23 protein-coding genes and 1 riboswitch are annotated in these 24,578 nt (G+C 47.9%); of the genes, 11 read left to right on the top strand and 12 right to left on the bottom strand.

The window, feature by feature from the left end; genetic code table 11:
• Positions 1-244: 244 nt before the first annotated feature.
• Entirely contained in the window at positions 245-910 is a 666-nt protein-coding gene (locus FCL45_RS16740) for a hypothetical protein (RefSeq protein WP_136799190.1), read from the top strand.
• Positions 911-934: 24 nt separating this feature from the next.
• Here FCL45_RS16740 and uvrC read toward each other — a convergent pair whose 3' ends face one another.
• Positions 935-2,737, bottom strand: coding sequence for an excinuclease ABC subunit UvrC (uvrC, locus tag FCL45_RS16735; RefSeq protein ID WP_136799191.1), 1,803 nt, complete (start codon positions 2,735-2,737; stop codon positions 935-937).
• Positions 2,738-2,954: 217 nt separating this feature from the next.
• Positions 2,955-3,173: riboswitch (cobalamin riboswitch) on the top strand.
• Positions 3,174-3,276: 103 nt separating this feature from the next.
• Here uvrC and thiC point away from each other — a divergent pair.
• Positions 3,277-4,611, top strand: coding sequence for a phosphomethylpyrimidine synthase ThiC (gene thiC, locus FCL45_RS16730; RefSeq protein WP_136799192.1), 1,335 nt, complete (start codon positions 3,277-3,279; stop codon positions 4,609-4,611).
• A 63-nt stretch (positions 4,612-4,674) separates the two neighbouring features.
• Here the strand turns inward: thiC and FCL45_RS16725 are convergent, their stop codons facing one another.
• The 8 genes from FCL45_RS16725 to FCL45_RS16690 all read right to left on the bottom strand — a co-directional run bounded on the left by FCL45_RS16725 (position 4,675) and on the right by FCL45_RS16690 (position 14,093).
• Entirely contained in the window at positions 4,675-6,309 is a 1,635-nt protein-coding gene (locus FCL45_RS16725) for an ABC transporter ATP-binding protein (RefSeq protein ID WP_136799193.1), read from the bottom strand.
• 3 nt (positions 6,310-6,312) lie between these two features.
• Complete coding sequence (locus FCL45_RS16720) at positions 6,313-6,591, bottom strand: acylphosphatase (protein WP_136799194.1); 279 nt, start codon at positions 6,589-6,591, stop codon at positions 6,313-6,315.
• Between the two features lie 175 nt (positions 6,592-6,766).
• The gene (locus FCL45_RS16715; RefSeq protein WP_136799195.1) at positions 6,767-7,957 is read right to left on the bottom strand and encodes a GGDEF domain-containing protein; all 1,191 of its coding nucleotides are present in this window, start codon (positions 7,955-7,957) and stop codon (positions 6,767-6,769) included.
• A 248-nt stretch (positions 7,958-8,205) separates the two neighbouring features.
• Entirely contained in the window at positions 8,206-8,430 is a 225-nt protein-coding gene (locus FCL45_RS16710; RefSeq protein WP_136799196.1) for a MoaD/ThiS family protein, read from the bottom strand.
• The gene (locus tag FCL45_RS16705; RefSeq protein ID WP_136799197.1) at positions 8,430-10,157 is read right to left on the bottom strand and encodes an aldehyde ferredoxin oxidoreductase family protein; all 1,728 of its coding nucleotides are present in this window, start codon (positions 10,155-10,157) and stop codon (positions 8,430-8,432) included. The genes FCL45_RS16710 and FCL45_RS16705 overlap by 1 nt, the downstream gene beginning before the upstream one ends.
• Positions 10,158-10,298: 141 nt before the next feature.
• Positions 10,299-12,230, bottom strand: coding sequence for a molybdopterin biosynthesis protein (locus FCL45_RS16700; RefSeq protein ID WP_136799198.1), 1,932 nt, complete (start codon positions 12,228-12,230; stop codon positions 10,299-10,301).
• Positions 12,227-13,495, bottom strand: coding sequence for a molybdopterin molybdotransferase MoeA (locus FCL45_RS16695; RefSeq protein ID WP_136799199.1), 1,269 nt, complete (start codon positions 13,493-13,495; stop codon positions 12,227-12,229). The genes FCL45_RS16700 and FCL45_RS16695 overlap by 4 nt, the downstream gene beginning before the upstream one ends.
• Before the next feature lie 4 nt (positions 13,496-13,499).
• Positions 13,500-14,093, bottom strand: coding sequence for a hypothetical protein (locus FCL45_RS16690; RefSeq protein ID WP_136799200.1), 594 nt, complete (start codon positions 14,091-14,093; stop codon positions 13,500-13,502).
• 521 nt (positions 14,094-14,614) lie between these two features.
• Between FCL45_RS16690 and gpmI the strand changes: the two genes are divergently transcribed.
• Together gpmI and yjgA are read left to right on the top strand one after the other, a co-directional pair.
• Entirely contained in the window at positions 14,615-16,249 is a 1,635-nt protein-coding gene (gpmI, locus tag FCL45_RS16685; RefSeq protein WP_136799201.1) for a 2,3-bisphosphoglycerate-independent phosphoglycerate mutase, read from the top strand.
• 65 nt (positions 16,250-16,314) lie between these two features.
• A complete protein-coding gene (gene yjgA / locus FCL45_RS16680) occupies positions 16,315-16,863 on the top strand; it encodes a ribosome biogenesis factor YjgA (RefSeq protein WP_136799202.1) in 549 nt (182 codons plus the stop codon).
• Positions 16,864-16,968: 105 nt separating this feature from the next.
• Here yjgA and FCL45_RS16675 read toward each other — a convergent pair whose 3' ends face one another.
• Positions 16,969-17,544, bottom strand: coding sequence for a C40 family peptidase (locus tag FCL45_RS16675; RefSeq protein ID WP_217907595.1), 576 nt, complete (start codon positions 17,542-17,544; stop codon positions 16,969-16,971).
• Between the two features lie 165 nt (positions 17,545-17,709).
• Between FCL45_RS16675 and FCL45_RS16670 the strand changes: the two genes are divergently transcribed.
• Positions 17,710-18,132, top strand: a complete 423-nt coding sequence (locus FCL45_RS16670; protein WP_136799203.1) for a gamma-glutamylcyclotransferase family protein — start codon at positions 17,710-17,712, stop codon at positions 18,130-18,132.
• A gap of 76 nt (positions 18,133-18,208) precedes the next feature.
• Positions 18,209-19,156, top strand: coding sequence for a 2-hydroxyacid dehydrogenase (locus FCL45_RS16665; RefSeq protein ID WP_136799204.1), 948 nt, complete (start codon positions 18,209-18,211; stop codon positions 19,154-19,156).
• 92 nt (positions 19,157-19,248) lie between these two features.
• Here FCL45_RS16665 and FCL45_RS16660 read toward each other — a convergent pair whose 3' ends face one another.
• Positions 19,249-19,959, bottom strand: coding sequence for an SIMPL domain-containing protein (locus FCL45_RS16660; protein ID WP_136799205.1), 711 nt, complete (start codon positions 19,957-19,959; stop codon positions 19,249-19,251).
• A 224-nt stretch (positions 19,960-20,183) separates the two neighbouring features.
• On the opposite strand from FCL45_RS16660, the gene FCL45_RS16655 reads away from it, so the two are divergent.
• The 5 genes from FCL45_RS16655 (at position 20,184) to FCL45_RS16635 (ending at position 23,564) form a co-directional block, all read left to right on the top strand.
• Positions 20,184-20,399: a hypothetical protein gene (locus tag FCL45_RS16655; RefSeq protein WP_136799206.1), complete on the top strand. Its 216-nt coding sequence runs from the start codon at positions 20,184-20,186 to the stop codon at positions 20,397-20,399.
• Between the two features lie 47 nt (positions 20,400-20,446).
• Positions 20,447-21,004 carry a cob(I)yrinic acid a,c-diamide adenosyltransferase gene (locus tag FCL45_RS16650; protein WP_136799207.1) on the top strand — a complete coding sequence of 186 codons (558 nt, stop codon included), beginning with the start codon at positions 20,447-20,449 and terminating at the stop codon, positions 21,002-21,004.
• A gap of 246 nt (positions 21,005-21,250) precedes the next feature.
• Positions 21,251-22,450 carry an aminotransferase-like domain-containing protein gene (locus FCL45_RS16645; RefSeq protein WP_136799208.1) on the top strand — a complete coding sequence of 400 codons (1,200 nt, stop codon included), beginning with the start codon at positions 21,251-21,253 and terminating at the stop codon, positions 22,448-22,450.
• Positions 22,451-22,777: 327 nt separating this feature from the next.
• The gene (locus tag FCL45_RS16640; RefSeq protein WP_217907594.1) at positions 22,778-22,978 is read left to right on the top strand and encodes a DUF2905 domain-containing protein; all 201 of its coding nucleotides are present in this window, start codon (positions 22,778-22,780) and stop codon (positions 22,976-22,978) included.
• Positions 22,979-23,144: 166 nt separating this feature from the next.
• Positions 23,145-23,564, top strand: a complete 420-nt coding sequence (locus FCL45_RS16635; protein WP_136799210.1) for a PilZ domain-containing protein — start codon at positions 23,145-23,147, stop codon at positions 23,562-23,564.
• Between the two features lie 71 nt (positions 23,565-23,635).
• Here the strand turns inward: FCL45_RS16635 and folE2 are convergent, their stop codons facing one another.
• Entirely contained in the window at positions 23,636-24,373 is a 738-nt protein-coding gene (gene folE2, locus FCL45_RS16630; protein WP_136799211.1) for a GTP cyclohydrolase FolE2, read from the bottom strand.
• Between the last annotated feature and the right edge of the window lie 205 nt (positions 24,374-24,578).

Genomic DNA, 24,578 nt, shown 5'->3' with positions numbered 1-24,578 from the left:
CCATTTTTTTTATTTCCAGGATTCTTTACATCTCTTTTGCTGTTCCCATCAACAGTTACCTATGTAGATGATCGTCAGTTCTTTCTGCAATACCTGAAAATTCAGATAAATCTCGACGAATTTCACAGAAACCATTTCAGATCTAACACGTAGATGGTGTATTATTTCTTGTGTGAGATGAAGGCTGTTCCGGGAAGAAACTTTGTGTGTTGAACGCTATTCGTGGGCGAAAAGGAGGGAGTGCATGTTCATAATTTCTCGACAAAGAATTCACGAGGTGGTGAACACTATTCTTTATATTGCGTTTTCCTGTATTTTTTTAATAACTTGTCTGGTAAAGCCTTTGTCTGCGACTGCAATTGCGGACGATAAAAATGGTAAGGTTGATGTAGAAAATGAGGTTACTGATAAGTCGGCTAAAAGATATCAACCGGTCGAGTCTAAGGAAAGTAAGAGTGGCAGTGGCAAAACCAAGTGGATAGTTCTTGGTGGAGCCGCAGCTATAGGTCTCGGAGCTCTGGCGATCGGGGCGGGTGGTAGCAGTAGCAGTGATGATGGTGGCGGGGGAGGAGGTACTTCAAGCCAGTCAGAATGCGAGGATGGTCTGATAGGCCCAAGTTTGGCAGGACAGTGGCAAGGGGTGCTCGATCTTAAAAATTATGGGTCACAATCGGTTTCCGCCACTATTACCCATTGCGGAGAACGCATAACTATTCGAACATCGACTACTTTACCATACGGACAGAACTTTACCGGCAGAGTGAGTTCCGGTGGTAGCATTATTTTAAAAGAAGGCGTGACCTACGAGATCTGGTCAACCCCTTTAGGACCAGCAACATCGAATAGTCTCAGGGTGTATGATTATGTAAATAATCAAACCCAGCTTGATGCTCTGAAATTAGCACGATAAATAAAATGATGGGATAACGATCATCTACTTATTGAGATGATCGTATATCTGTCTGGCGAGGTCGTTGCCGATTCCGTCGACCTGGGTCAGATCTTCAGGTGTGGCTTCGCGTATCCGTTTTAAGCTCCCAAAGTTCTTGAGAAGTGATTTTTTCCTCTCTTGACCAATACCGGGTATCTGGTCAAGCTCTGAAAGAAAACTCGTCTTATTCCTGATCCTGCGGTGAAAGGTGACTCCAAAGCGATGAGATTCATCTCGGATTCGCATCATGTAGAGCAAAACAGGGTTATGGGCTGGCAGTATTATTGGATTCTTCCTGCCGGGTTTATAGAGCTTTTCGCCTTCGTCTTCGCGTTCTTTGGCGATACCAATCCAATCGAGTTGGTCACGTATGCCAAGTTCGTCAGCAACAGCAAGGGCCATACTCAGCTGACCTTTACCACCATCCACAACAAAAAGATCCGGCAGATTCTCTTCCTCAATTCCTCGACTGAGCCTGCGTTGCAGGACTTCTCGCATCATGCCGTAGTCGTTCGGTCCGTCAATGGTCTTGATTGAATAGTGTCGAAAATTGGGTTTGGACGGCTCTCCCTGTTCATAGCAGACCAGCGAACCTACGGCAAGTTTTCCACTGGTATTTGAAATATCCAGGCATTCTACGCGTTCGGGCGAACGTTGCAGCTGAAGTTTTTGTTGAATCGTTCGGGCAAGGCTCTCCCAGGATTTTTCCTTTTTCTCTTTAGTGGCAAATACTTGATCACTGTTAGCCTGAGCCATATTGAGCAGCTTAACTCTGTCACCGCGTTGTGGAACAGACATCTGAATATTTGTCCCTCTCAGATCTGTCAGTTTTTCATTGATAAGCTGAAGATCATCGGGTTCAAAGGGCAGAAGGATCTCTTTGGGCAGATATGAATCCTGATCGTAAAAGAGATTGACTACCTGGGCGAGAATTCGACTATCTTCTCCGTAGGGTTCTTCAAGAAAGAAGTTCCGGCTACCACTTATCAGTCCGTCCCTGATAAAGAGGATGGCGACAGCTACAGCGGCACCTTTCCTGGTGAATCCAAAGACGTCTCGATTATTTTTCTGTTGGCTGGCTACGACTTGTTTTTCCAGGGTTCGGTTCAAAGCTTTAAGCTGGTCGCGTAATGATGCTGCCTCTTCAAAATTCAGTGCTTCTGCAGCGAAATCCATTTTTTCGGTCAGCTTTTTGATCAGATCTTTATTACGTCCCTCAAGCAGCATGATAACGTTTTCAACGTTTTGCTGGTAATGCCTGGCATCTGCGTAGCCCGCGCAAGGGGCAAGACATTTGCCCATTTGGTGATTGAGGCAAGGTCGTTTTCTGGGCCTCAAGGTGCCGCCTTTACATTTTCTCAACGGAAAGAGTGAAGATATCAGCTTCAAAGTTGACCACATATCGGATGAAGAGCTGTACGGGCCAAAATATCGGGCTTTATCTTTTCTCCTCCTACGGGCCATCATGACGCGTGGCCACTCCTCGTCAGCAGTAACTTTGATAAAAGGGTAATTTTTATCGTCCCTGAGAATGATGTTGTATTTGGGTTTATGCTTTTTTATCAGTGAGGCTTCAAGGATCAGAGCTTCTTTCTCTGTTCTGGTAATGATGGTGTCGACCGAGGAAACGAACTTGAGCATAATGGTGGTCTTATTGTAATCAGAACCATTATGTCTGGCATATGATGCGAGACGTTTGAACAGATCCTTTGCCTTGCCGACGTAGAGCACAGCAGATTTGCTGTCGAGCATCAGGTAAACACCCGGTGAGTGAGGAACAGAGCTGAGAAAATCCTGGGGAAACATATTCTAAGTGTAATTTATCTCATTGGTGCTGCTATTTTTGCAGCGCACGTTTTTGAAATTCTGTCATGGCGGACCAGCTAAAGAGACAGCTACGCAAAGCCATCTAACCTAAAGATAGTAACTCATCGTAAGAGTCCCGTCATCTCAATCCTCAACCCTAAATGATAGAGTATCCTTTACAAGTTTATGTAATTGTTCTAGCTTATTGATAAATCATAACGTATCGGCTTATTCAGGTGCTTCCTCTTCAATTTTTTCAGCAAGGGGAGTGAAAAGGGAATACGGTGAGAATCCGTAACGTTGGGCCGGCGCTGTATGCGGGGACGATGGCTGCACAATGCCACTGTCATACCACTCTTTGTGAGAGGTGGGGCGGGAAGGCGCAGCCGGAGGATGATTCGCGAGTCAGAAGACCTGCCTGGATGAGATAACGACTTTATTGCTCAAGAAAAGTCCGTGTAGTGGCGTATGCCATTGCACGGACTTTTTTTATGCCCGCGAGCGATGTATACCGCAATGAATAACGTTAAGGAGCGGATATGAAAACCCAGTTGGAACTAGCGCGGGAAGGTATTGTAACCCCGCAGATGAAGCAGGCTGCACAAGATGAGGGCGTGGATGAAGCGGCAATTCGCCAAGGCCTGGCATATGGCCACATTGTCATGCCATGCAATCCGAATCGACCGGAGCAGAAGGTAGTTGCCATAGGCAAGGGCTTACGTACCAAGGTCAACGCCTCTATAGGGACTTCATCTGATATCGCCTCTGTTGATCTCGAGATAAAAAAGGCAAAAGCAGCGGAGGAAGAAAAAGCTGATACCCTTATGGAGCTTTCAACCGGCGGCGATCTTGATGCAATTCGAAGAGCAGTGCTTGCCGAGTGCAACCTGCCGGTCGGCAACGTGCCTCTCTACCAGGCATTTGCAGAAGCTGCTAAAAAATATCGTAACCCGAATAAACTCGACAGTGAGTTCCTTTTTGAACTGATAGAGCGTCAGTTGCAGGACGGTATCTCCTTTATGGCTATCCACTGTGGTATCAATCGATTCTCTATCGAACGACTCCGAAAACAGGGGTTCAGATATGGTGGGTTGGTATCGAAGGGAGGTACGTTTATGGTCTCCTGGATGGAATATCACCAGAAAGAAAACCCGTTATACGAACAGTTTGACAGAGTTTGCGCATTGATGAAGAAATATGATGCGGTATTGTCACTGGGCAACGGTATCAGAGCAGGAGCAATCCACGATAGCCATGACCGTGCTCAGATGGCCGAGATGATCATAAACTGTGAACTGGCAGAACTGGGGCGGGAGATGGGCTGTCAAATGATGGTTGAAGGTCCTGGCCATGTACCGCTAGACGAAATAGAGGGCAACATTATGCTCGAAAAAGCGATGAGCGGAGGTGCACCATACTATGTACTTGGTCCGCTGCCTGCTGATTCGGGCGCAGGGTATGATCATATTACCGCAGCCATTGGTGCGGCTAATTCGGCTCGACATGGTGCCGACCTGATCTGCTATATAACTCCTGCCGAACATCTGGCCTTACCGAATGAGCAGGATGTGCGCGAGGGCATCAGGGCCACTCGGCTCGCTGCACGCATTGGAGATATTGCAAAATACCCAGAACGAAGGGAACAGGAAAAACGAGTTGCCAAGGCCCGGCGGGATTCAGATTGGGAAGAGCATTTCAAGCTGTTGATGTTCCCGGAGCAGGCAGAAGAGATCCGTAGAAGCAGAACGCCGGAAAACGAGAAAACCTGTACAATGTGTGGAGATTTCTGCGCCATGGAGAGGGGCTACTCCCTCTTCAAGGATGATATTCGTGGAGATCGCTGCACCAGGAAGGTGGATGGCGAGGCCGAATAGGCTGCAGAGTGATTCTGTACAGGCCAGTCAGGTGTAGCTTGCCTGACTGGCTTCTGGTGGACTTTAGCTGGCAGCAGGAGCAGTAGCAGGAGCTTCCAGGGCTGCCGAGAAAAGTGTTTTGGTATATTCTTTTTCCGGTGCGGTAAAAACCTTATGAGCCGGCCCCGATTCGACCATTTGCCCGTTCTGCATAACCACAATATAATCTGAGATCGACCGGATAACCCGCAAATCGTGGGATATGAAAATGTAACTCATATTGTATCTCGACTGCAGGGTTTTCAGTAGCTCTATGATCTGGGCCTGGATGGTGACGTCAAGAGCAGAGGTGGGTTCATCCAGAATGAGTAGCCGTGGTTTTAATATGACTACCCGGGCAATGGCGATACGCTGGCGTTGGCCACCAGAAAATTCATGGGGATACCGATGGGCCATTTCCGGTTCGAGACCAACTTCTTCGAGCGCCTCGTAAACCCTGTTGATTCGATCTTCCCGATCGCTTTCGGGGAAATGTATAACAAGACCCTCCTCAAGTATCTGATATACGGTCAGGCGGGGGGAGAGGGAGGAATACGGGTCTTGAAAGACTATCTGAATGTCGCTACGCTTCGTTCGCATCTCCCTGTTTGACAGCTGTTGCAGATCAACTGCATCAAAATCTATTATGCCGGTGCTTTTGACAAGTTTCAGGATAGCCATGGCTAAGGTCGTTTTGCCGGAACCGGACTCTCCGACTATACCGCAGGTGGTTCCTTTATGCAGGGTGAAGGTGATTTTGTCTACTGCACGGATGATACGTTTTTTACGTTTAAAGAGATTAACCCAACCAACGTTGATGCTGAATGTACAGCTTAAATCGCGGGTTTCAAGGATTGGGGGACTAATGGGTTTTGGCCCTGGCTGGTCCGATGGTACCGATGAGAGAAGGTGCCTGGTGTATGGATGCTCGGGCTGAGTGAGAATCCGGCTGCATTTGCCTGACTCGACTATCCTGCCATCTTTCATTATCGCCAGTGTATCAGCGACTTTTTCTACCAGCGAGAGATCGTGAGTTATGAGCAGCACTGACATCTCAAATTCCCTCTGCAGATCCTTGATGAGAGCCAGAATTTGGGCCTGAACCGTTACATCGAGCGCAGTAGTAGGTTCATCGGCAATGAGCAGTTGTGGTCGGCAGGCAAGAGCCATGGCGATCATAATCCGTTGTCGCTGCCCCCCGGAGAGCTGATGAGGGTAGCTTCTCATCCGGGTCTCCGGGTCAGTTATGCCTGTCCTGCCGAGTAGCTGAATTGCCTCCCGCTCCGCATCTATCTGGTTCATACCCCTATGGAGCTGGAGCGGTTCAATCATCTGATTGCCAATGGTGTAAACCGGGTTGAGCGAGGTCATCGGTTCCTGGAAAATCATGGCAACCTTATTGCCTCGTATGGATCGTATTTCCGGCGGCGGAAGCTTGAGGATATTCGAATTCTCAAAGAGAATTGATCCTTGAGTGCGGATGGTGGAACTTTCTTCGAGCAGGCGTAAAACAGACAGAGCTGTAACGGATTTTCCGGAACCAGATTCCCCTACTAAGGCTAGGGTCTGATTTTTCGCTATCTGCAGATTGATGTCGTGCAGAAGCTGGGAATCTATCCGTTTACCATCGGATGTTTCGGTTCTGACCCAGAGATTGAAATGGGAAATGTCGAGTAGCACACTTTACCTGTAATAACGGATTTCAAAGTTGTTCAGATCTTCAGTGTAGAACACCTCTTCGGCATGAACGGAGGTGACGTGGGAGAGTGGGGAGCCCATTTGAAACCATTCGATCATTTGATCCACGTCTGAATCATTGCCGGAGATGACTGCTTCTACGGAGCCGTCAGGCATGTTGCGTATCCAGCCTCTGATATTCAGTAAATCTGCCTGGCGTTTAGAATAATCTCGATAGAATACGCCCTGCACCCGACCCCTGACATTGACGTGTAAAGTTTTCATGATGCCATGCAAGTTACAAAACAAACAAATGGTTTATTTTAAGCAACATCTGTAATTAGCTTACCACTTGTGCCCTGGAAGGACAGCAGAAATTTTATCTGGCCTGAAAACGATGGCACCGTGTCTGGCTTAAGAAGTATAAGCTCCGGAACTGTAAAAAATAAGGCCGATGCAGCTATGAGTAGGCCGGTTCAAGGGTTTTGGGCACTTCCTCGACACTATTTTTCCGAAGGAATATGGCTATTTCTGAGTTGGCCAGCTTGGTCATTTCTTTCAGGGAGAAACTCATCCCGATTTCAAATAATGATGGGTGTGGTTCTGAGATGCGAACCACTTTACCTATCAGCATTAAAGGTTCTCCACCATTAACCGGGACGCTCATCTTCTGAATACTGCCAACCGGGAGCGGCGTGGAGCCGGAAAGTAACATGCCGCCTATTCCGATATTTTTACTGCTGAAGGTAGTGTACGGTTCGTTAACGAAGTCAAAACTCTTCAGCAGGACTTCGCGTTCCATCCCAACGCGGAGATACTTGCGTTTGTCCTGTTTGAAAAGAGATATGTTGTTTTTCCCTGCTCCCTTGGCCCGGTATACAGCTTTGTCAGCCATGGTCAGTAAATCCCTGGGGTCAGTGGCGTCTGTAGGGTAAGACGCGAGACCACCGCTGATGGTGAGGCTGAAATGTTTACCGTCAAATTCAAATTCTGTGAGCTCGATTTTTTTCCGGATACGTTCGGCAAGGATAGATGCGCTATCACTTTGGGTATGGGGCATGAGAAGAACAAACTCTTCGCCTCCATATCTTGAAGCTATATCACTGTCACGTTTCTCATCCTGAATAATTTTGGCCACTTTCTGCAGTGCGAAATCTCCGGCCAGGTGACCGAAACTGTCGTTGACTTCCTTGAAATCATCCACATCGAGGAAAAGTACGGCAAGTTCTGTGTCATATCTTTTTGCCAGCGATACCTGTTGCTCGTAGGTTTCGTCGAAATAGGGACGATTGTAAAGGCCGGTAAGCTTGTCGTGTATTGAGTCGGTGACAACATTTTCATAAGTGGAAACATCGACCAGTCTCGGGTCGTTGAGAAGTTTGGTAGAGGTTTGCAGAAAATCGCTCGTGGCAGTGAGCAGATCAACCTCTCTGCCAAGAGCATCCATCAGATGACGACGATGGGCTACAATGAGTTGCCAGTAGTCTCTTGCAGTTGCCTGCGAAAGGTCGAGAGTGGTCAGAGTTTCGAAAAGGGCGGGATAGACAGAATTGCCATATTGCGCGACAAGTCCGTTGACCCTTGAAATGAATGTATCATCATCCGGAGAGCTGGACCTGCACTCAAGTATCAACGCTCTGGTGGAATCCATGCGGATTGTCCTCAATAGGCCGAAGATGGGAATAATAACTAATTTACGGCACTCTAACACACAGTAGATTCGTGTATCAACTGAAAAGTAAACAAAATGAAAAGGTTATTCACTTTGAGTGTGTTCGGAAATCAAAATCTTTTATAGAAGGGTGTTGAGGAAATGAAAAAAGAAAAAGCCGGGTCAGAAAAGCGACCCGGCTTGTGATAATACGTGACAATACAAATAAATTGTGATGAATGACAGCTTCAGCCACCACCAACTACTGGAAAGATGGCGAGGATGTCGTCTTCTTTCAGTTCAGCTTCGAAGCTGGTGTGCCTGAAGTTTGTCATGAGCACACCAACTTCCTCTCTGTCTATGTCGAGACCGTCAACCACATTGCCGACAGTGGTACCTTTTGGGTAGTCTCTGAACTCTTCCATGAACCTGTTGTCCCGAAAGTAGGCAAAGAGTTTGACCTTGATTTTCATTAGAAGTCCCAGAAGGTGTCAATTTCCTCGCCGCTGAAATCAAATACAACGTTATGCGGTGACAGAGGCTCATTGTAGAAAAATTCAGGCAAACGATCATCCAGGTTGGTAAAACCGGCTTTCTCGTTGAATTCTCTTTCAGTCTTCAGGATGTATTTACCAAGATTTACTACGTCATCAGCAGTAAGGCTGATACCGAAGCGGGCGTTGAGCAGGTCGATAAGAGCAGGCAGACACTCCTCGTTATCCAGCGCTGCAAAAGCGATGAACAGACACATGCCGGTGGAATCGATGGCCGCAGTGGCGATCTGCAGGTTTCTGGAAAGTTCAACCTGGCCTTCCTTGGTAAGTGGATCTACCGCGCCGCCGACATTGAGGATGTTGGTGGCGATGGTGTAGCCCATGGTATGATCTGCGCCCTGGGTGGAGGTAGCATAGGTGATACCGATACCCTTAATGGCGCGTGGATCGTATGCAGGGATAGCCTGGTTCTTGACAACCGGAACACGGGTAACACCATAGGTACGGCCAACAGAACCGGCACCGTTACCAATTACTCTACCTAATCCTGTGCCGGTAGCGACATCTTCTTTCAGCATACGACAAACGCCTTCACCGTCACCAAATTCGAGGATGCCGGCTTCCATGGCAACACCGAATGCCACTGATGTTTCGATGGAGTCAATACCGATATCATCCATCAGCTTATCAGCCATTGCGATATGATCAAGGTTGTCAACACAGCAGTCTGCGCCCATAGCCCAGATAGACTCATACTCAAAACCCGAGGTGAGCTTTTTGCCGTCTGCGTCGTGGTACACCTGGGAACACTGAATAACACAACCAGGGTGACAGTTGTGCTTCACGCGGCCGCCACGCTCCTTGATGGTGTCGTGCATGGTTTCGCCGGAGATCTTTTCATGTCCCTCGAACTGGCCCTGGGTAAAGTTTTTGGTCGGCAGGCCGCCAGACTCGTTGATGATATTAACCAGAACGTTGGTGCCATACTGGCCAAGTGCCTGGCTGACCGGGTGATCAACCAGTGCTTTGGCAAAAGTTCTGTTTGCTGCTTTAAAGGCTTCCGGGTCAGCAATTTCAAGCTTGGCATCGCCAGGGGTTACAGAGATGAATTTCACGCGTTTGGAACCCATTACCGCGCCAAGGCCACCACGACCGTTGGAGCGAATACCGCCATCCGGATCTTTGATGGAAATATTCGCAGCAGCCATCTTCATTTCACCGGCAGGGCCGATAGTGATAATGGCCGGATTGTTCTCGAGACGAGTGGAGAGTGTCTCCAGAACCGCAAAATTACCTTTGCCTACGAGTTCGGTTTCTTCCTCAATAGTTACTCCCTCAGGGGTAACGGCGAGGCTGAACCATTTGTCATCCGCAGGTTGTCCTTCGAGGATCAGTGCTTTGACACCGCAGCGAGCCATTAACTGGGCGGCGGTACCACCACCGTTAGCCTCTTTGATAGTTCCTGTCAGAGGGCTCTTGCCACCGACAGAGAGACGGCCGGAGTTGGCCGCAACTGTACCCGAGAGCAGACCCGGAGCGAAAACAAGTTTGTTTTTGGGTCCCAGCGGGTGGCAGGTCGGATCAACTTCTGCAGCAACTATGGTTGAGGTAAGGCCTCGTCCGCCATGTCCTGCCCAGGATTCCGGTACATCCTCGACCGTAGTGGTCATGTCGGTGAGGTTTACCCTAAAAATTCTGTCTTTCATAAACAACCTCCTAATAATGGGTTCTAGATTTACCCTGTCCAGGTGTATGTCTTTTGATTATAAATAGTTTCATTCGTTTACTTCAGGGTGCTGATGTCTCTACCTGAGATAGCCTGAAAAGGCTAAATTCGCACAGGGGGATCATTCACCCTGTTCATAGAGAACCTTGCCGGTATCACGCAGGTTATAACCTCCAAGGGCAAGTATCTTATTATGAAATTCTTCCCCATTGCGAATGAGGTCGAGTACTTTTATTACTTTCGGGTCGTCGAGGAATTTTTGTGGAACGATAAGATCGTACCGCTCCTCGGCAATCGGTACGAAATCGAGGCCCAGGGCAACGGCCGCAGCTCTAATGCCCATGCCTGCATCGACACTGGTGCTGGCGACAGCGGCGGCAACGCTCATATGGGTGTATTCTTCATGGTAGTAACCGTTGAGTTGCTCCGGAGAGATCCCCGATTCTTTTAAAATTTTATCGGTCAGCAGGCGCGTTCCCGCTCCTCCCTGACGGTTAATGAAGGTAAGATCGCCATCAACCATATCCTGGAAGCATTGAATGTTTTTCGGATTGCCTTTCGGTACAATCAGCCCCTGTTCGCGATAGCAGAGATTAATGAGCTGCAGTGGAATCCGGGGAAGAAGACGTTTTATAAATGGAATGTTGTATTCATCGGTAGCTTCATCGAGCAGGTGGCAGCCGGCAAGATGGGCCTCGTTACGACGAATGGCCATTATTCCACCCATGGAACCGACATGGGCTGAGGAAATCCTGGTATAGGGCCGCTGCTGATGCAGTTGGTTGGCAAGCAGGTCAAGAATATTATCGTGGCTGCCGATGAAGACCAGAGTGGCGTCTACTTCAGCCTGGGGACGAACCAGCTCAATCTGTACCTTTTCACCGGCACCGACGCCCTCGTTACCGACGGGGATAGTAAGCAGTCCATCTGCACGAACCAATGACATTACCGCTCCGCCACCTTTGCCTGCAGGGGTTGCCATCAGGGTATCGCCGACCTTGCCCAGGGTTATACGGACAAACTCATCTACTCCCATGGCAGAGTGGACGGGCCTGGACATGACAGCTTCAATCGTACCGTGGTCATCAAGTTCCCTCCCGAGCAGGGTGCTCACCAGGTGTCTGATGAAAATCCGCATGGTAAGAACAGCGGATACAGGATAACCAGGAAGGCCAATAACCGGTGTATCACCAATAAGAGCCAGAATAACAGGTTTCCCGGGCTTGATGGCAACACCGTGGACAATGACATCACCAATCTCGGCGAGAATTGTCGAGCTGAAATCCTTGGTACCTGCGGAAGCACCTGCGTTCATGACCACAAAGTCATTTTCTGCGGCGGCTTGAGTCAATGCGGCACGCAATGCCTCCGGATTATCAGCCACTGGCTGGGACCGGCTGGCATCGACACCCCAATCCTGCAGGTAACCGGCAAGAATGCGGGAATTGAATTCAATGATTTCCCCTGGCTTTGGTTCCTGGTTGGGTTGAATCAATTCACTACCAGTTGGAATCACTGTGGCTTTTGGGCTGCGTTGGACAGCTACTTCAGTGATGCCGGTGGCAAGCATAGCTCCCTGATCAATCGGCCTGATGTGGTGTCCCTCTGGCAGAATCAGTTCGGTGGCAACGATATCCTCACCGATGGTTCGGACATGCTGCCAGGGAGTGGCCGGCATGTGAAGTTCTGCTGAGCCGTTGTCGAGGATATGTACATCCTCAATCATTACCACTGCATTACAACCTTCCGGTATGGCATTGCCGGTGTTCACCTGTTGGAATTTTTCAGGTGAGAGTTGAACTGGCGATGCTTCACTGGCGGAGGCCAGATCTGCAAAGTGTACTGCGATTCCGTCCATTGCCGCTGCGTTGTGTGCGGGGGAAGAGCGTCTCGCAAATACAGGCTCCGCTGTGACTTTGCCGAGGCAATCATCGACAGCAATGATCTCGGAACGATTTCTGGAAAAGAATCCTTTGTCTTGCAGAGCCTTGAACCATTTATCGCGGGCTTCCTGCAGGGGAGTGTTCTTAACGTAAATATTTCGTGTGCTCATGAGTAGATATATACCTCGACCGGAGAATCCTGGGTGACTCCCTGGCTGTCTTCATCAATCAAAAAATAGCCATGCGCGCGTGACAGGGTTGATATGGCCCCGGATTTACCCATGACCGGTTCTGCTATACATGATCCCTTCTCTTGTATCAGCCGCACACGAACCAGGTCGAGTCGACCTGCAGCAGAGTTGAGATTTCTGGAAAGTTTTGCTGTCACCGTTGCTGTCGGTTTCGGTCCGGTAACTTCACCAGAAAGTTGTTTGATAGCCGGTGCAACGAATAAATCAAAACAAACCAGTGCGGACACCGGATGGCCGGGAAGCCCAAAAACAGGTTTTGTGCCGCTCAAGCCTATGAGAACGGGTTTTCCGGGTTTAAGCTTAACGCCGTGTACCAATATTCCCGGAGGCCCGAGAGATTCTACAGCCTGTTCCCCAAGGTCGCGTACACCGACAGAGCTACCGCCGGAAAAGAGCACGATGTCGTTTTCTTTTAAAGCGTTTTCAAGAACAGGAAAGAACACCTCGCGCTGATCTGAGACAATACCGTAATCTGTCGGAATGGCTCCGGCCCTTGAAATGAGGCCAACGAGAGCCACACTGTTGATGTTTCGAATCTTGCCGGGACCCGGTTGTTCGGAGTGGGGGACTATTTCATCGCCGGTTGAGACAATGCCTACCCGTACCTGGCGATACACCTTGATTTGGGTTATGCCGAGTGCAGCCAATAGGCCAAGATCCTGTGGTCTGAGCAAGTGGCCGGGCTTCAGGGCCTCTTCACCTTCGCGAATGTCATCGCCAACGCCGATGATAGCTGTGCCAGGTCCACCGCCTTTTACGATTTCAATCATGGTCTCATCGACTGGAACCGTGTGCTCGTGCATGATCACCGCATCAGCGCCTTTGGGCAGAAAGCCGCCGGTGGCGATCTTGAAGCAGCAGCCCCGCTGTACTTCACCTACTGGCATTTCCCCCATGGCGACGTTGCCGGTGATTTGCAGATAGCAAGGCATAGATTCGCTTGCGCCAAAAGTGTCTGCGGCACAGACAGCAAAACCGTCCATGACTGAACGCGGGTGAGGTGGAAGGTTCTCTGCGGAGAATATAGATTGTGCAAGGACCCGGTCCAGGCCATCTTCTATACGAATAGTTTCTGTTTCCGGGGAGATCTTTTGCAGCTGGTCGAGCAGTATCGATCTGGCCTCCGGTACGGGAGTAAGGGTTGTGCGCCCCAGCATATCCCGGGTTTGTGGTTTGGATGTCATGACGTCATACTACCTGTATATTCAACCTGTCATATTGCTCCAGTAAAGAGAGCATTTCAGGTTCTGTTATCGATTCGTTATTCAGTGTGATACTGGTAATGTGCTGCAGAGTGGAAGAGCGGGTTGAGAAAAATTGTTGTATAGCGGAGCTGTCAATCAAAACGCCAAGGCGTAGCATCTCTTCGCCGCGATCTCTTGCTATAGTATTGAAAAGCTTAAGACAAACGGTAATCTGCTGTTTGTTGAACGTGGTGTTCTCAGGTCCCTTTGTGGTTCTCAAAGCAGCGTGGAGGCTGTTTTTTCTGAAAATCGCGCCGGCAAGTCCCGGCATCGCCGCGGATATTGCAAGTACAGGAGCCTCGCCGACCAACGGTGTTGCCAGATCATCAGTGGCTGTGCCATTCAGGAAAATTGTCTGTATCTGTTCAGTAATATAATCTTCACTGAATCCTGGTAACTGTTTTAAAAAAACGCCTATTGAGGTCTCTGATTCCGACTGAACGTGTATTCCTGCCTGAAGCAATGAATTGAACATCCATAATTTTTCGGCGGATACCCGTATTGCCAGGCTTGGTGATGCTGTAATAGTGTTTAACATATAAATCTGTAAGTGCTGTTACTCTCTTGAATTCAGCGGTGGCGGAAACCGAGTTTTCTCTGTGGATGTTACATTTTTGCAGCATTCGCTTGATAAGCGATACATGATGCTGACAATAGCAGAATTAGAAACATTGATAAACCTAAAAACAGCTGGCATCAAGAACAATACTAACTTATACGGAGCCAAACTAACATTTGTTGGCAGGATCTCGCGGAAATGTTCGCTTAATTTGACGGCTACATCCACAAATAGCTAAAGTCACAGGTTTAAGAATCAGAGCTGGGTGGATGTCGAACAGTTAATATGTGAGGTTTGAACTGGCGGATGGCGGGAATTACCAACAGATTGAGGCAACAGGCTGTATCCTGTATTGCGTCATACTTTATATTCGTGGTATCTGTGACGCCACAAAATGTTTTTTCATTTCAATAATAACGGGACTTGGTGATGATGACCTGGTTCGCACCTTCGCTTGATATTCTGCTTCTCTTGTAAACCAACCAGAATGAAAAGGAGATATGATGGAAGCCCTTAAATTAGAACAATTGAAAGGATATACAAAATTCCCAGGGCCAGTGGTAATGATAATTCTGGATGGTGTGGGTATTGGCACCAGGGATGAACGTGACGGAGTCTACACTGCACATACCCCGGTTCTTGACCGGTTGTTTCAGGAAAAGATGATGGTATCCTTGAAAGCCCATGGTAAAGCGGTGGGTTTGCCAAGTGACGGAGACATGGGGAACTCCGAAGTAGGGCATAACGCCCTGGGCGCTGGTCGTGTTTTTGCACAAGGGGCCAAGCTGGTCAATGACGCACTGGAGTCTGGCGAGGCTTTTCGCGGCAACGCCTGGAAGAGTCTGCTGGCCCGGGCAGAGAAGGGTGGCACCCTCCATTTTATAGGGTTGCTCTCAGATGGCAATGTTCACAGTCATATCGAACAACTGTATTCGTTACTGGATGGTTGCCTGGCCGCAGGTGTGGACAGGGTTCGGGTTCACCCTTTGCTCGACGGGCGGGATGTGGGGGCAAAGAGTGCCCTGAGTTATATTGTGCCATTGGAAGAAAAGCTTACCGAGCTTTCGGCGGGCGGCAAAGATTACAGGATTGCTTCAGGTGGCGGCAGGATGATAACTACCATGGACCGCTATGAGGCGAATTGGGAAATTGTGGAATATGGCTGGAAAGCTCATGTACTTGGAGAGGGGCGTCATTTTTCCAGTGCCAGGGAAGCTGTTCAGACGTACTATGACGAAGATCCTGATATAACAGACCAGTATATGCAATCTTTTGTCGTTACGGAAAATGATGTACCGGTCGGCACTATAGAGGATGGTGACGGGGTTGTCTTTTTTAATTTCCGGGGTGATCGCGGCATCGAGATCTCGCGAGCTTTCGAAGAGGCAGACTTTACAGCTTTTGACAGAAAGCGGAGCCCGGATGTTTTCTATGCGGGCATGATGCAGTATGATGGTGATGCCAAAATTCCCAAGAACTATCTTGTTGAACCGCCAGCCATTGATAAAACCATTGGCGCATATCTTTGTGCCAACGGTGTCTCCTCCTATGCGATATCTGAAACCCAGAAGTTTGGTCATGTGACCTATTTCTGGAATGGGAACAGGTCAGGTTACGTTGATCCATCACTTGAAAACTACGAAGAAATATTGTCAGATCTGGTGCCGTTTGATCAGCGCCCATGGATGAAGGCCGCTGAGATAACAGACAAGGTGATTGAGCAGGTTCAGCTTGGTGAGAAAAAGTTCATCAGGCTCAATTACGCCAATTGTGATATGGTGGGTCACACCGGCGTGCCGGAGGCTATCCGCATAGCTGTTGAAGCGGTTGACATGTGTCTAGGGAGATTGCTGAAAGTGATCGCAAAGGCTGGCGGCATAGCAGTAATCACAGCAGATCATGGGAATGCAGACTGCATGTGGACAGAGAAGAATGGCGAACGGGCTCCAATGGTGGCTCATACCAAAAACCCTGTGCCGTTTATAGTAAAAGATTATAATGGTAACAATGAATTCGAACTCGCCGGAGTAGAGGGTCCGGGTCTTGCCAATATCGCAGCAACTCTCTGTACCCTGTTGGGGCTGGAGAAGCCGGAAGACTACGAGTCATCAATCGTGAAATTAACTGAATTATAAATTTTAAAAGTTAACATAATGCATGGCACGGCTTTTGGGCCTGATGCTCTGCAAGACTATCATTTATGGAAGAAAACATAAGCAGGTCTGAGAAAAAGAGGCAGTTTAAGCAAACGGAGCAGGTGGCGATGGAACTCGCTGAGTTTTCCGATAATGAATTGAAAAAGCTTCCCTGCACTGACGAGCTTAAAGAGGAAATACGCAACTGCAGAGGCTTGAAGGCCGGGGCACGAAAACGCCAGGTTAAGTATCTTGCCAAGGTAATGCGGCTGGAACCGTTAGAGGATATTTATGACTTTTTGGCAGAGCGAAAAGGTTCTGATCTGAAAAGTAAAAAGAAATTTCATGAGGCGGAACGACTCAGGGACTCGCTGATCAATGAAGCCATAGACGACCATGATCGCTGTATGGAAGAACATGTTCAGTGGGATATGGATTGGCCAAGCAGTGAGATAGCGGGAGTGCTGAAACGTTATCCTTCAATCAGTGAAGGTGAGGTTCGAAAAGCTGTGTATAGCTATGTGAAAACCCGTAATCGCTTGCATTATCGTGAACTGTTCAGAATGCTTAAGGCCGGTATAGATCTGGTCGATATGAAAACTAAAATCGGGTGATTTGACTGAACTATTGAGGCAAGGGGAGACGAGCAATCGTACACCCTTTGCCTGCCAGCTGGTGAGAGGCAAGGGGTGGTCAATACGTTTAAACAAATCAGGGGGCTAACTTTTATGGTGGCTTGTTGCTTTCCAAAAACGTTTTTGCCAATACGGTGAATTGATTTCTGAGACAGTCACTCCATTTGTGCTTGATGCATGCATGAAAATATTGTTGCCCATGTAGACGCCAACATGGTTCTGGTATCTACCGGTTTTGAAAAATATCAAATCACCGGGCTGTAGTTCTGACTGTGGAATTGTTGTCCCCTGACCAGCTTGGTCCCTTGCGGTACGGGGCAGGTCAATATCAAAAAGTTCTTTGTAAGTCCGAGAAGACAGGGCTGAGCAATCGATTGATTTATGTGAGTTTCCACCAAGTCTGTATGGTGTACCTTCCCATTGGCTGAGAAAATCGTTCAGCGCTTTCTGAGCTGCTTCCACATCTCCTGCTTGCAGGGTATCTGAAAGAGCAATTTCATCGTCTAACAGGCTGCCGCTCTCAAGTTCTGCGTCTGACAGGGGGCTGCTGTGAGTCGAGCAGCCTTGCTGGGTCACGAAAGTCAATAGCAGCGCGGATATCAGGGCTGTTCGTTTTCCCAAGAAGGAAATGCGTAATTGTGCCTTTTTTCGAAAAAACATATGTATAAACAGCGTAAAAAGTTACGTTGAAATTAGTCTGATATGGTGGATGATGATTGTTGAAGCCGCAGATATTAGTAGAAAAAAATAGTAAATGCAATGTTTGGTTTGAATCAAAGTACATGAGAGGCAGTGAGGATCAGAAGAGCTTGGGAGAGTATTGCAATGAAATTATTTACTTATGGTTCATTGATGTCACAAGATATCATGGATGAAGTTTCCGGAAGACGATTTCCCTCTTTTAGTGCGACAGCTGATGGTTTTCAGCGATTTTGTGTTCGAAATGAGCATTATCCTGGAATGGTGGCAGATTATGCCGGTACGGTCGAAGGTGTGGTCTATGATGAGGTAGACCATGTTGCCATGGAGCGACTGGATATCTTTGAAGGAGAGATGTACACACGCCAGACCATACAAGTGAAGCAAAAAAATGATGACGAGCTGATAGAGGTGATGGCATATATTGTTAAACCGCATTACCAGCATCTGCTTTCTGAAGAAATTTGGAGTTACCGTGAATTTCTTGAGAAGGGCAAGCGATTCTTTACTGAACAATATGCTGGTTTTCGTGTAATTGAGGAGAGATGAAATGCTGTTCTGCCATCAGCTGACGGGCTCTACAGTAATTTGCATTGAATATTGGAGTTGAGACTGGAGAAGTGTTATGAAATCAGTGTTTTTAGATGCTGAAGGGATAGATAATTGTGATCTCGAAATGTTGAAGTCGGCATGCGATGAATTGGAAATTTATTTATTCAGCACCCCCGAGGAAGTAAATGAAAGATTGTCGGGTGCAGAGATAGTAATCACCAACAAAGCCAGAATAGGCCATGACGAGATGGCAGCTAACCCTGACATCAAGCTCATCTGCCTGGTTGCAACAGGTACGGATGTGATTGACCTGAAGGCCGCCGCCGAGCGGGGAATAACCGTTTGTAATTGCCAGGCGTACGGTACTGACTCAGTTGTACAGCATGTGTTCGCCTCTATCCTTGCCCTGCAGACAAACCTGCTGCAATATCAACAGGCCGTGCGGCAGGGAAGATGGCAGTCTGCCAGACAGTTTTGTTTTCTCGACTACCCCATTACGGAACTACGTGGCAAGACCCTCGGAATAGTAGGTTACGGTACTCTCGGCAAGGGGGTGGCTAAAATCGCGGAAGCCTTTGGGATGGAGGTCGTGGTCGCTGCCCGTCCTGGTTCAGATGATAGCACGCGGCCCTCACTTTCAGAACTTTTGCCTCAGCTCGACATTCTTACTCTGCATTGCCCTTTAAATGATGCTACCCGCGGGCTGATAGGCGAACAGGAATTTGCAAGCATGAAGTCCACTGCCTTGGTGGTCAATGCTGCCCGTGGCGGTATTGTAGATGAAGTTGCTCTGGTGGAGGCTTTAAAGAACAGAGAAATAGCCGGTGCAGCCATGGATGTGTTGAGCGTTGAGCCGCCTAAGAATTCGAATCCACTGCTTGAAGCAGAACTTCCAAACCTGATTATCACTCCCCATATAGCCTGGGCCAGCAAGGAGGCCCGGCAACGGATTGTGGATCAGACAGTTGAAAATATTGAAAGCTGGAAAGCGGGCGGCAAGCTTCGTGTGGTGACATGCTGATTTTCCTGCTGTAAACATTTCAGAGGGATTGCCTGGCAATTAGCTGTGCAATCCCTCTGTATGCAGGAGATTATCAATAGTGTTGAGTCTAACTACTGAAGCTGGAATTTCACTCGCACACTGCTTTCTATGGTGACTGATCCTGTGGTGGTTATCGATACCGGGCTGGAAGGTGCCGGAGAGTGCTGCAGCATCATTTCTGACCGACCCATTGGGTATGGATTGGCAGTTGTCTCTTCTATGGTAAGGGCAGGACCAAGCTGTGCGCCAATGGAGTTTGCCATAAGCTCTGCCTTTCTTTTGCTGTTGGCCAAGGCTTGCTCGAGAGTGTCCCCTTTAGCCTTGGCATGGTCCTTCAGACCAAATTCTGTTGTGAGTATGGTAAGATTCTGAAAATGTGAGAGTTCGTTATGGATTTTATATGCATCCTTTACGTTACTCACTTTTAACAAAATATTGCTTGTGGCAGAGAATCCCTTAGGCTTGCGAATGTTCGCACTGTATTCATATTCTTCCCTTTGGCCAATCGCCCCTGCGATGATATCTGTTTTTTTCAGGCCAAGCTCCTGAACTTTCGTGGATAATTCGACCAGAATCTCGACTACTTTCAAGTAGCTATTCTCAGTGGAATCACTCACTACTTTTACCTGCCCGTGGATAGTTGCCGTTTCTGCGGGAAGAGTTGCAGAGCTGTTTCCGGTAACCGTTATAGACCGATTTGCGTCATTTTCTGCGGCCTGGGTGACGAACGCGGGATACAGGAGGAGGGTCGATAGAATAAATGATGTGAGTATACGTTTCATATTGTCAGTTTCCTGTTTTGGAGGATTGTCTTTGAATGCAGCTCATTTTAATATTACCTTTCTCTTTTAGAGGATTGAGCGGTATGCGAGGTTAGGAAAACAATCAATTCTGTGTGGTCATCATTGCCGAGATGGCTTGAGTTAGCCGGTTTAGCCAGAATGATGTTACTATATGTTAAGAAACTATAGAAGTTCAGCAATTTTTCCTAGGAGAAAAGTAATACATGTCCATTAAAGCGATTGCCCGTGATCTTTACCGCGCGCAACAGAAAGTAAACGAAATTGAGAAAAAAATGGAGACAGCAGGCCTTGCTGAGCAGGATAACCTGCGTGGTGAACTACGTGTTGCCAGTAATGAATTTAACATTCTGAAAAGGATGCTGGATGGTGAGAAGGAATCATCAGATTTCAGGAAAAAATTTCAGGGATTCGGCCAGTAAGGGGGAAGATAGGTTTTCTCTGCTGCCCTGCCCGGGAGGAAAAGAGTATGGAGATCACCAAGTTGGTGCCCAAAAAAAAACAAGGGCTGCTGGTGGTACTTACGGGGCAAGGTAAAGGCAAAACCACCAGCGCCATGGGAATGGCGTTGCGCTCCGCCGGACACGGACTGCATGTTTCTATTATCCAGTTCATGAAAGGGGATATCTATTCCGGGGAGTGGGATGGTGTTAAACTCCTGGGCGGACTGGTTGAACTCTATGCTACCGGTAAAGGCTTTTGTGGCATACAGGGCAATCCATATCCACACTCTGAGCACCGTGAAAATGCACAGCAGGCATTGCTCCTTGTTAATGAAAAAATACGATCCGGGAAATATCAGGTCATTATACTTGATGAGATCAACAACGCCCTTGACCTCAAACTGGTTGATCTTGAACAAGTTTTGGAAATTCTTGATAATCGACCACCTGAATTGCACCTGATTCTGACCGGTCGTGATGCTCACCCGGAAATTGTGGCAAGGGCTGATACTGTGAGCGAGGTACGTGAGATAAAACATGCCTATCGTAAGGACATTGAGCCACAACCCGGTATTGATTATTAACCGTATGTTTCAGGGTTCGTGATCGCAGTAAAGCTTCTCAATGTTTCATATTCGTATACTTTTTCGTCTTGGTACAGTATAATTCCGGCTCTGGTTCAGGGAACCGGGCAAGTGGAACAGGTGATATCATTGTCACCTGCGTTGGTCTTTCTGCTGAATATACTTCATTCCTCTTTGCCGTTTCCGGCATAGTTCAAGTACTCTGCCGCATTTACAATTGGTAGTACCCACCGAAAGGAAATTACAATGGAAGAGATGTTTGCACAAAGAATGGCTACTGTACCTCGGTCGTTTATACGGGAAATATTAAAAGTGTCACTTGATCCCGAAATTATTTCATTTGCCGGTGGATTGCCTAATAGGAAATACTTTCCGGTACGTGGCATCGAGGCGGCGACGAGTGCAGTATTTGCCGAATATGGTGCAGATGCCCTTCAGTACAATAATTCAGAAGGGATTGCCGAGCTCAAGAAGATTATCGCAGACAGGTACCGGCTGAAAAAAGGGATCGAAATCCCGGTGGATTCAATCCTGATTACAACCGGCTCCCAGCAGGCTCTTGACCTGGTTGGCAAGGTCATGATCGATGAGGGTGATACCGTATTGATCGAAGAGCCCGGATATCTTGGAGCGATTCAGTCTCTGTCCATGTATGAACCTCGATTTGAGCCTGTTCCGGTCTGTAAAGATGGTCTCGACACTGAGGCCCTGGTTACGGCCGCAGGTAAAAGTAAGGCGAAATTGCTTTACACCGTGCCCAATTTCCAAAACCCTTCAGGGGTCACATATACCAATGCAACGAAGGAGAAAGTGGCCGAAGTTGTAAAGGATAAGGGGATTGTTCTGGTAGAGGATGACCCCTATGGGGAGTTGCGTTTTAGCGGAGTGGCCCAGAAATCGTTTTATCACTATTGCCCTGAGCATACTGTGCTCCTGGGTTCATTTTCCAAGACAGTAGCGCCGGGTTTCAGGGTTGGCTGGCTGGTGGCACCCGAACCACTGTATGAAAAATTGCTTATTGCCAAGCAGGCTGCAGATTTACATACGGCAAGTATCAATCAGTACATTCTGGCAAAATATTTGCAAGATAACGATCTCGATTCCCATCTTGAAATAATCATCAAAGCCTATGGCCAGCAGTGTAAGGCGATGGTGGCTGCGGCACATGAATGTTTGCCGGGGGAAGTTAAGCTTTGGGAACCTGAGGGTGGAATGTTTCTGTGGGGGCAACTGCCAGCAGGTTATGACGCAATGGAACTCTTTGAGTTCGCGGTAAAAGAAAAAGTGGTTTTTGTGCCTGGGGCGGCATTTTATACCTCCGGGAAAGGGAAGTCTACATTCCGACTGAATTTTTCCTGTACAGAACCTGTATCCATTAAAGAAGGTATGCAGAGGCTTGCCAGGGCTTTTGAGCAGTATCGCGATAGTATTGCCTGTGCCGCGTAACGATATGCACCGGGTACATTCTCCTTTGATTTATTGATAGTATCCGGTTTGTTTTATCTGTGACAACTATAGTGCTATTGAGATTGCAGCATATTACTGGTTTGGTAGGCCTTTGTCCGGGTTGATAGGATCCGTTTGGCCGGTTGCATGCTGCTGAAATGACGATTATGACGTGTTCTGAAATATGACCTGAATATTTCGCGTGTCTGTCGAATCCCCCATATGATTTAATACAGCAGGTAGTCTTTGTTGATTTTTACTGATCAACCGGGATAATGGCGTGAGGTATAACTGGTAGATGGATTGTACTCTTCGCAAGTGGACACTGTGAATAAGAACCTCATCACAATAGGCGTTATCGTCATAATAATCGGTCTTCTCTGGCCATGGCTTCAGAAGATTCCTTTTGGACGTCTCCCTGGCGATATTGTCGTCAATCGCGACAATTTTCGTTTCTTTATGCCGATAACAACCTGTATCGTCATAAGTGTTGTTATCTCCCTGATCCTCTGGTGGTTCCGCAAATAATGTGTTTTGCTTGTTTAATATACTGTAATTTCTCGCTTTCCTCTGAAGAGTCTGTACTGCCACTCCACTCATATAAACCCGCTATTGTGTAATTCAACGAAACGTATTACTCTTAATGTGTGTTAGGTTTTGGTCTTGCTGTTTTCCATAATACAGAGGCTGGGAGATGACTACACACACAAAGGTGAAAGCGAAAAAAGCCAAGATTCAGCCCATGGAACGACGGAAGTACAGACGCTTCAAGGTGCTGCATGATGCCTTGCTTTGTAGCGCGGAGAACCTGGCTGAGATAATCGATATCAGTTCCGGAGGCATCGCCTGCAGAAGCCTGGTGGGGATGACGGACAGGGTTATCAGGCTGGATGATGTTGAACTGCTCAATTGTAACAATGGTACCGCTATACAGGGGCTTGAGTGTCGGCGGGTGGAGCGCCTCGTTTCAGACCGGGAAAAACGTAAAGCTTTGCCTGTGCCGCCCAATTGTTTTTTTGAGTTTGTTGGTCTCACGGCGTACCAGGCTGAGTCCCTTAGCAGTTTTATCGATAGTTGCAGCAAAAAAGTCGGGACTGAGATTGTCTACTCGTAATTGAACAAGGTAGGCAGGCAATCTCAGCAATTCAGAGTTTAACAGCAGTTATTCCGAACCATTTTCAGGAGCTAGCGGATTTCGTCACTATCCACATAGGCGTAGGCACTATGCTTATGGATGGACTCAAAACTCTCAACACTGGCGGAAAACCGATCTATTTCAGGGTGGGCCATTGCAGATTCAGCCACCTTGCGAACTACGTCTTCAACGAACATCGGATTGTTGAAAGCTCTTTCCGTTACATACTTTTCGTCCGGTCTTTTTAAGAGAGCATAGAGTTCACAGGAAGCTGATTGTTCAACGAGGCTAATCAGGTCTTCTATCCAGACGAACTTCTTCATCTCCACATTGAGTTTAACCTCGGCCCGCTGGTTGTGTGCTCCGTGCTGGCTGATTTCCTTGGAACACGGACATAACGTGGTAACAGGTACGGCGACACTCAGGGTCAGCCCTTCAGCTTCACCTATTCCGCCAGAAAAAGTGCAGCTGTACTCCATGAGGCTGCGAGTCTCGGTGACGGGTGCTTTTTTCTCGATAAAATAAGGGAAAGTCATTTCCAGTCGGGCGCTTTGTGAACCCAGGGCGCTCTGGACTTCCCGCAGGATCTCTCCGAAGCTTTCCCAGCTCAGTTCATCAAGGGACTGGTTGAGGATGCTCGTGAACGTCTCGACACAGCTCTCCCGTTTTGAGCTGGGTAGCTTGGCCTGCATGCTGATAGTGGCGATAGTATGTTGCAGGCCACCACCTTTCTGGAGCACTTTAACGGGAGTGTGAATATTATTTATGCCGACAGCTTGGATGTGCATAACCCTCTCGTACCTTAGGTTATAAAATTTAAAGCCGGAAAGACATGCCCTTAATTCCTGATGTAATTGAATCGGGAAATGAGGCGTGTCTGATCCGAGCAAAACGGACAGGTAACGGTGATTCCTGTAAGAAACTTACTTACCCTTTTTTCGAATGGCAGACAATACTCTTTTCGGTGAGAAAATCTATCGCAACAATTTTTCA

The organism is Desulfosediminicola ganghwensis (assembly GCF_005116675.2).
Classification (GTDB): domain Bacteria; phylum Desulfobacterota; class Desulfobulbia; order Desulfobulbales; family Desulfocapsaceae; genus Desulfopila; species Desulfopila ganghwensis.
This window is presented reverse-complemented; position numbering and strand designations above follow the sequence as displayed.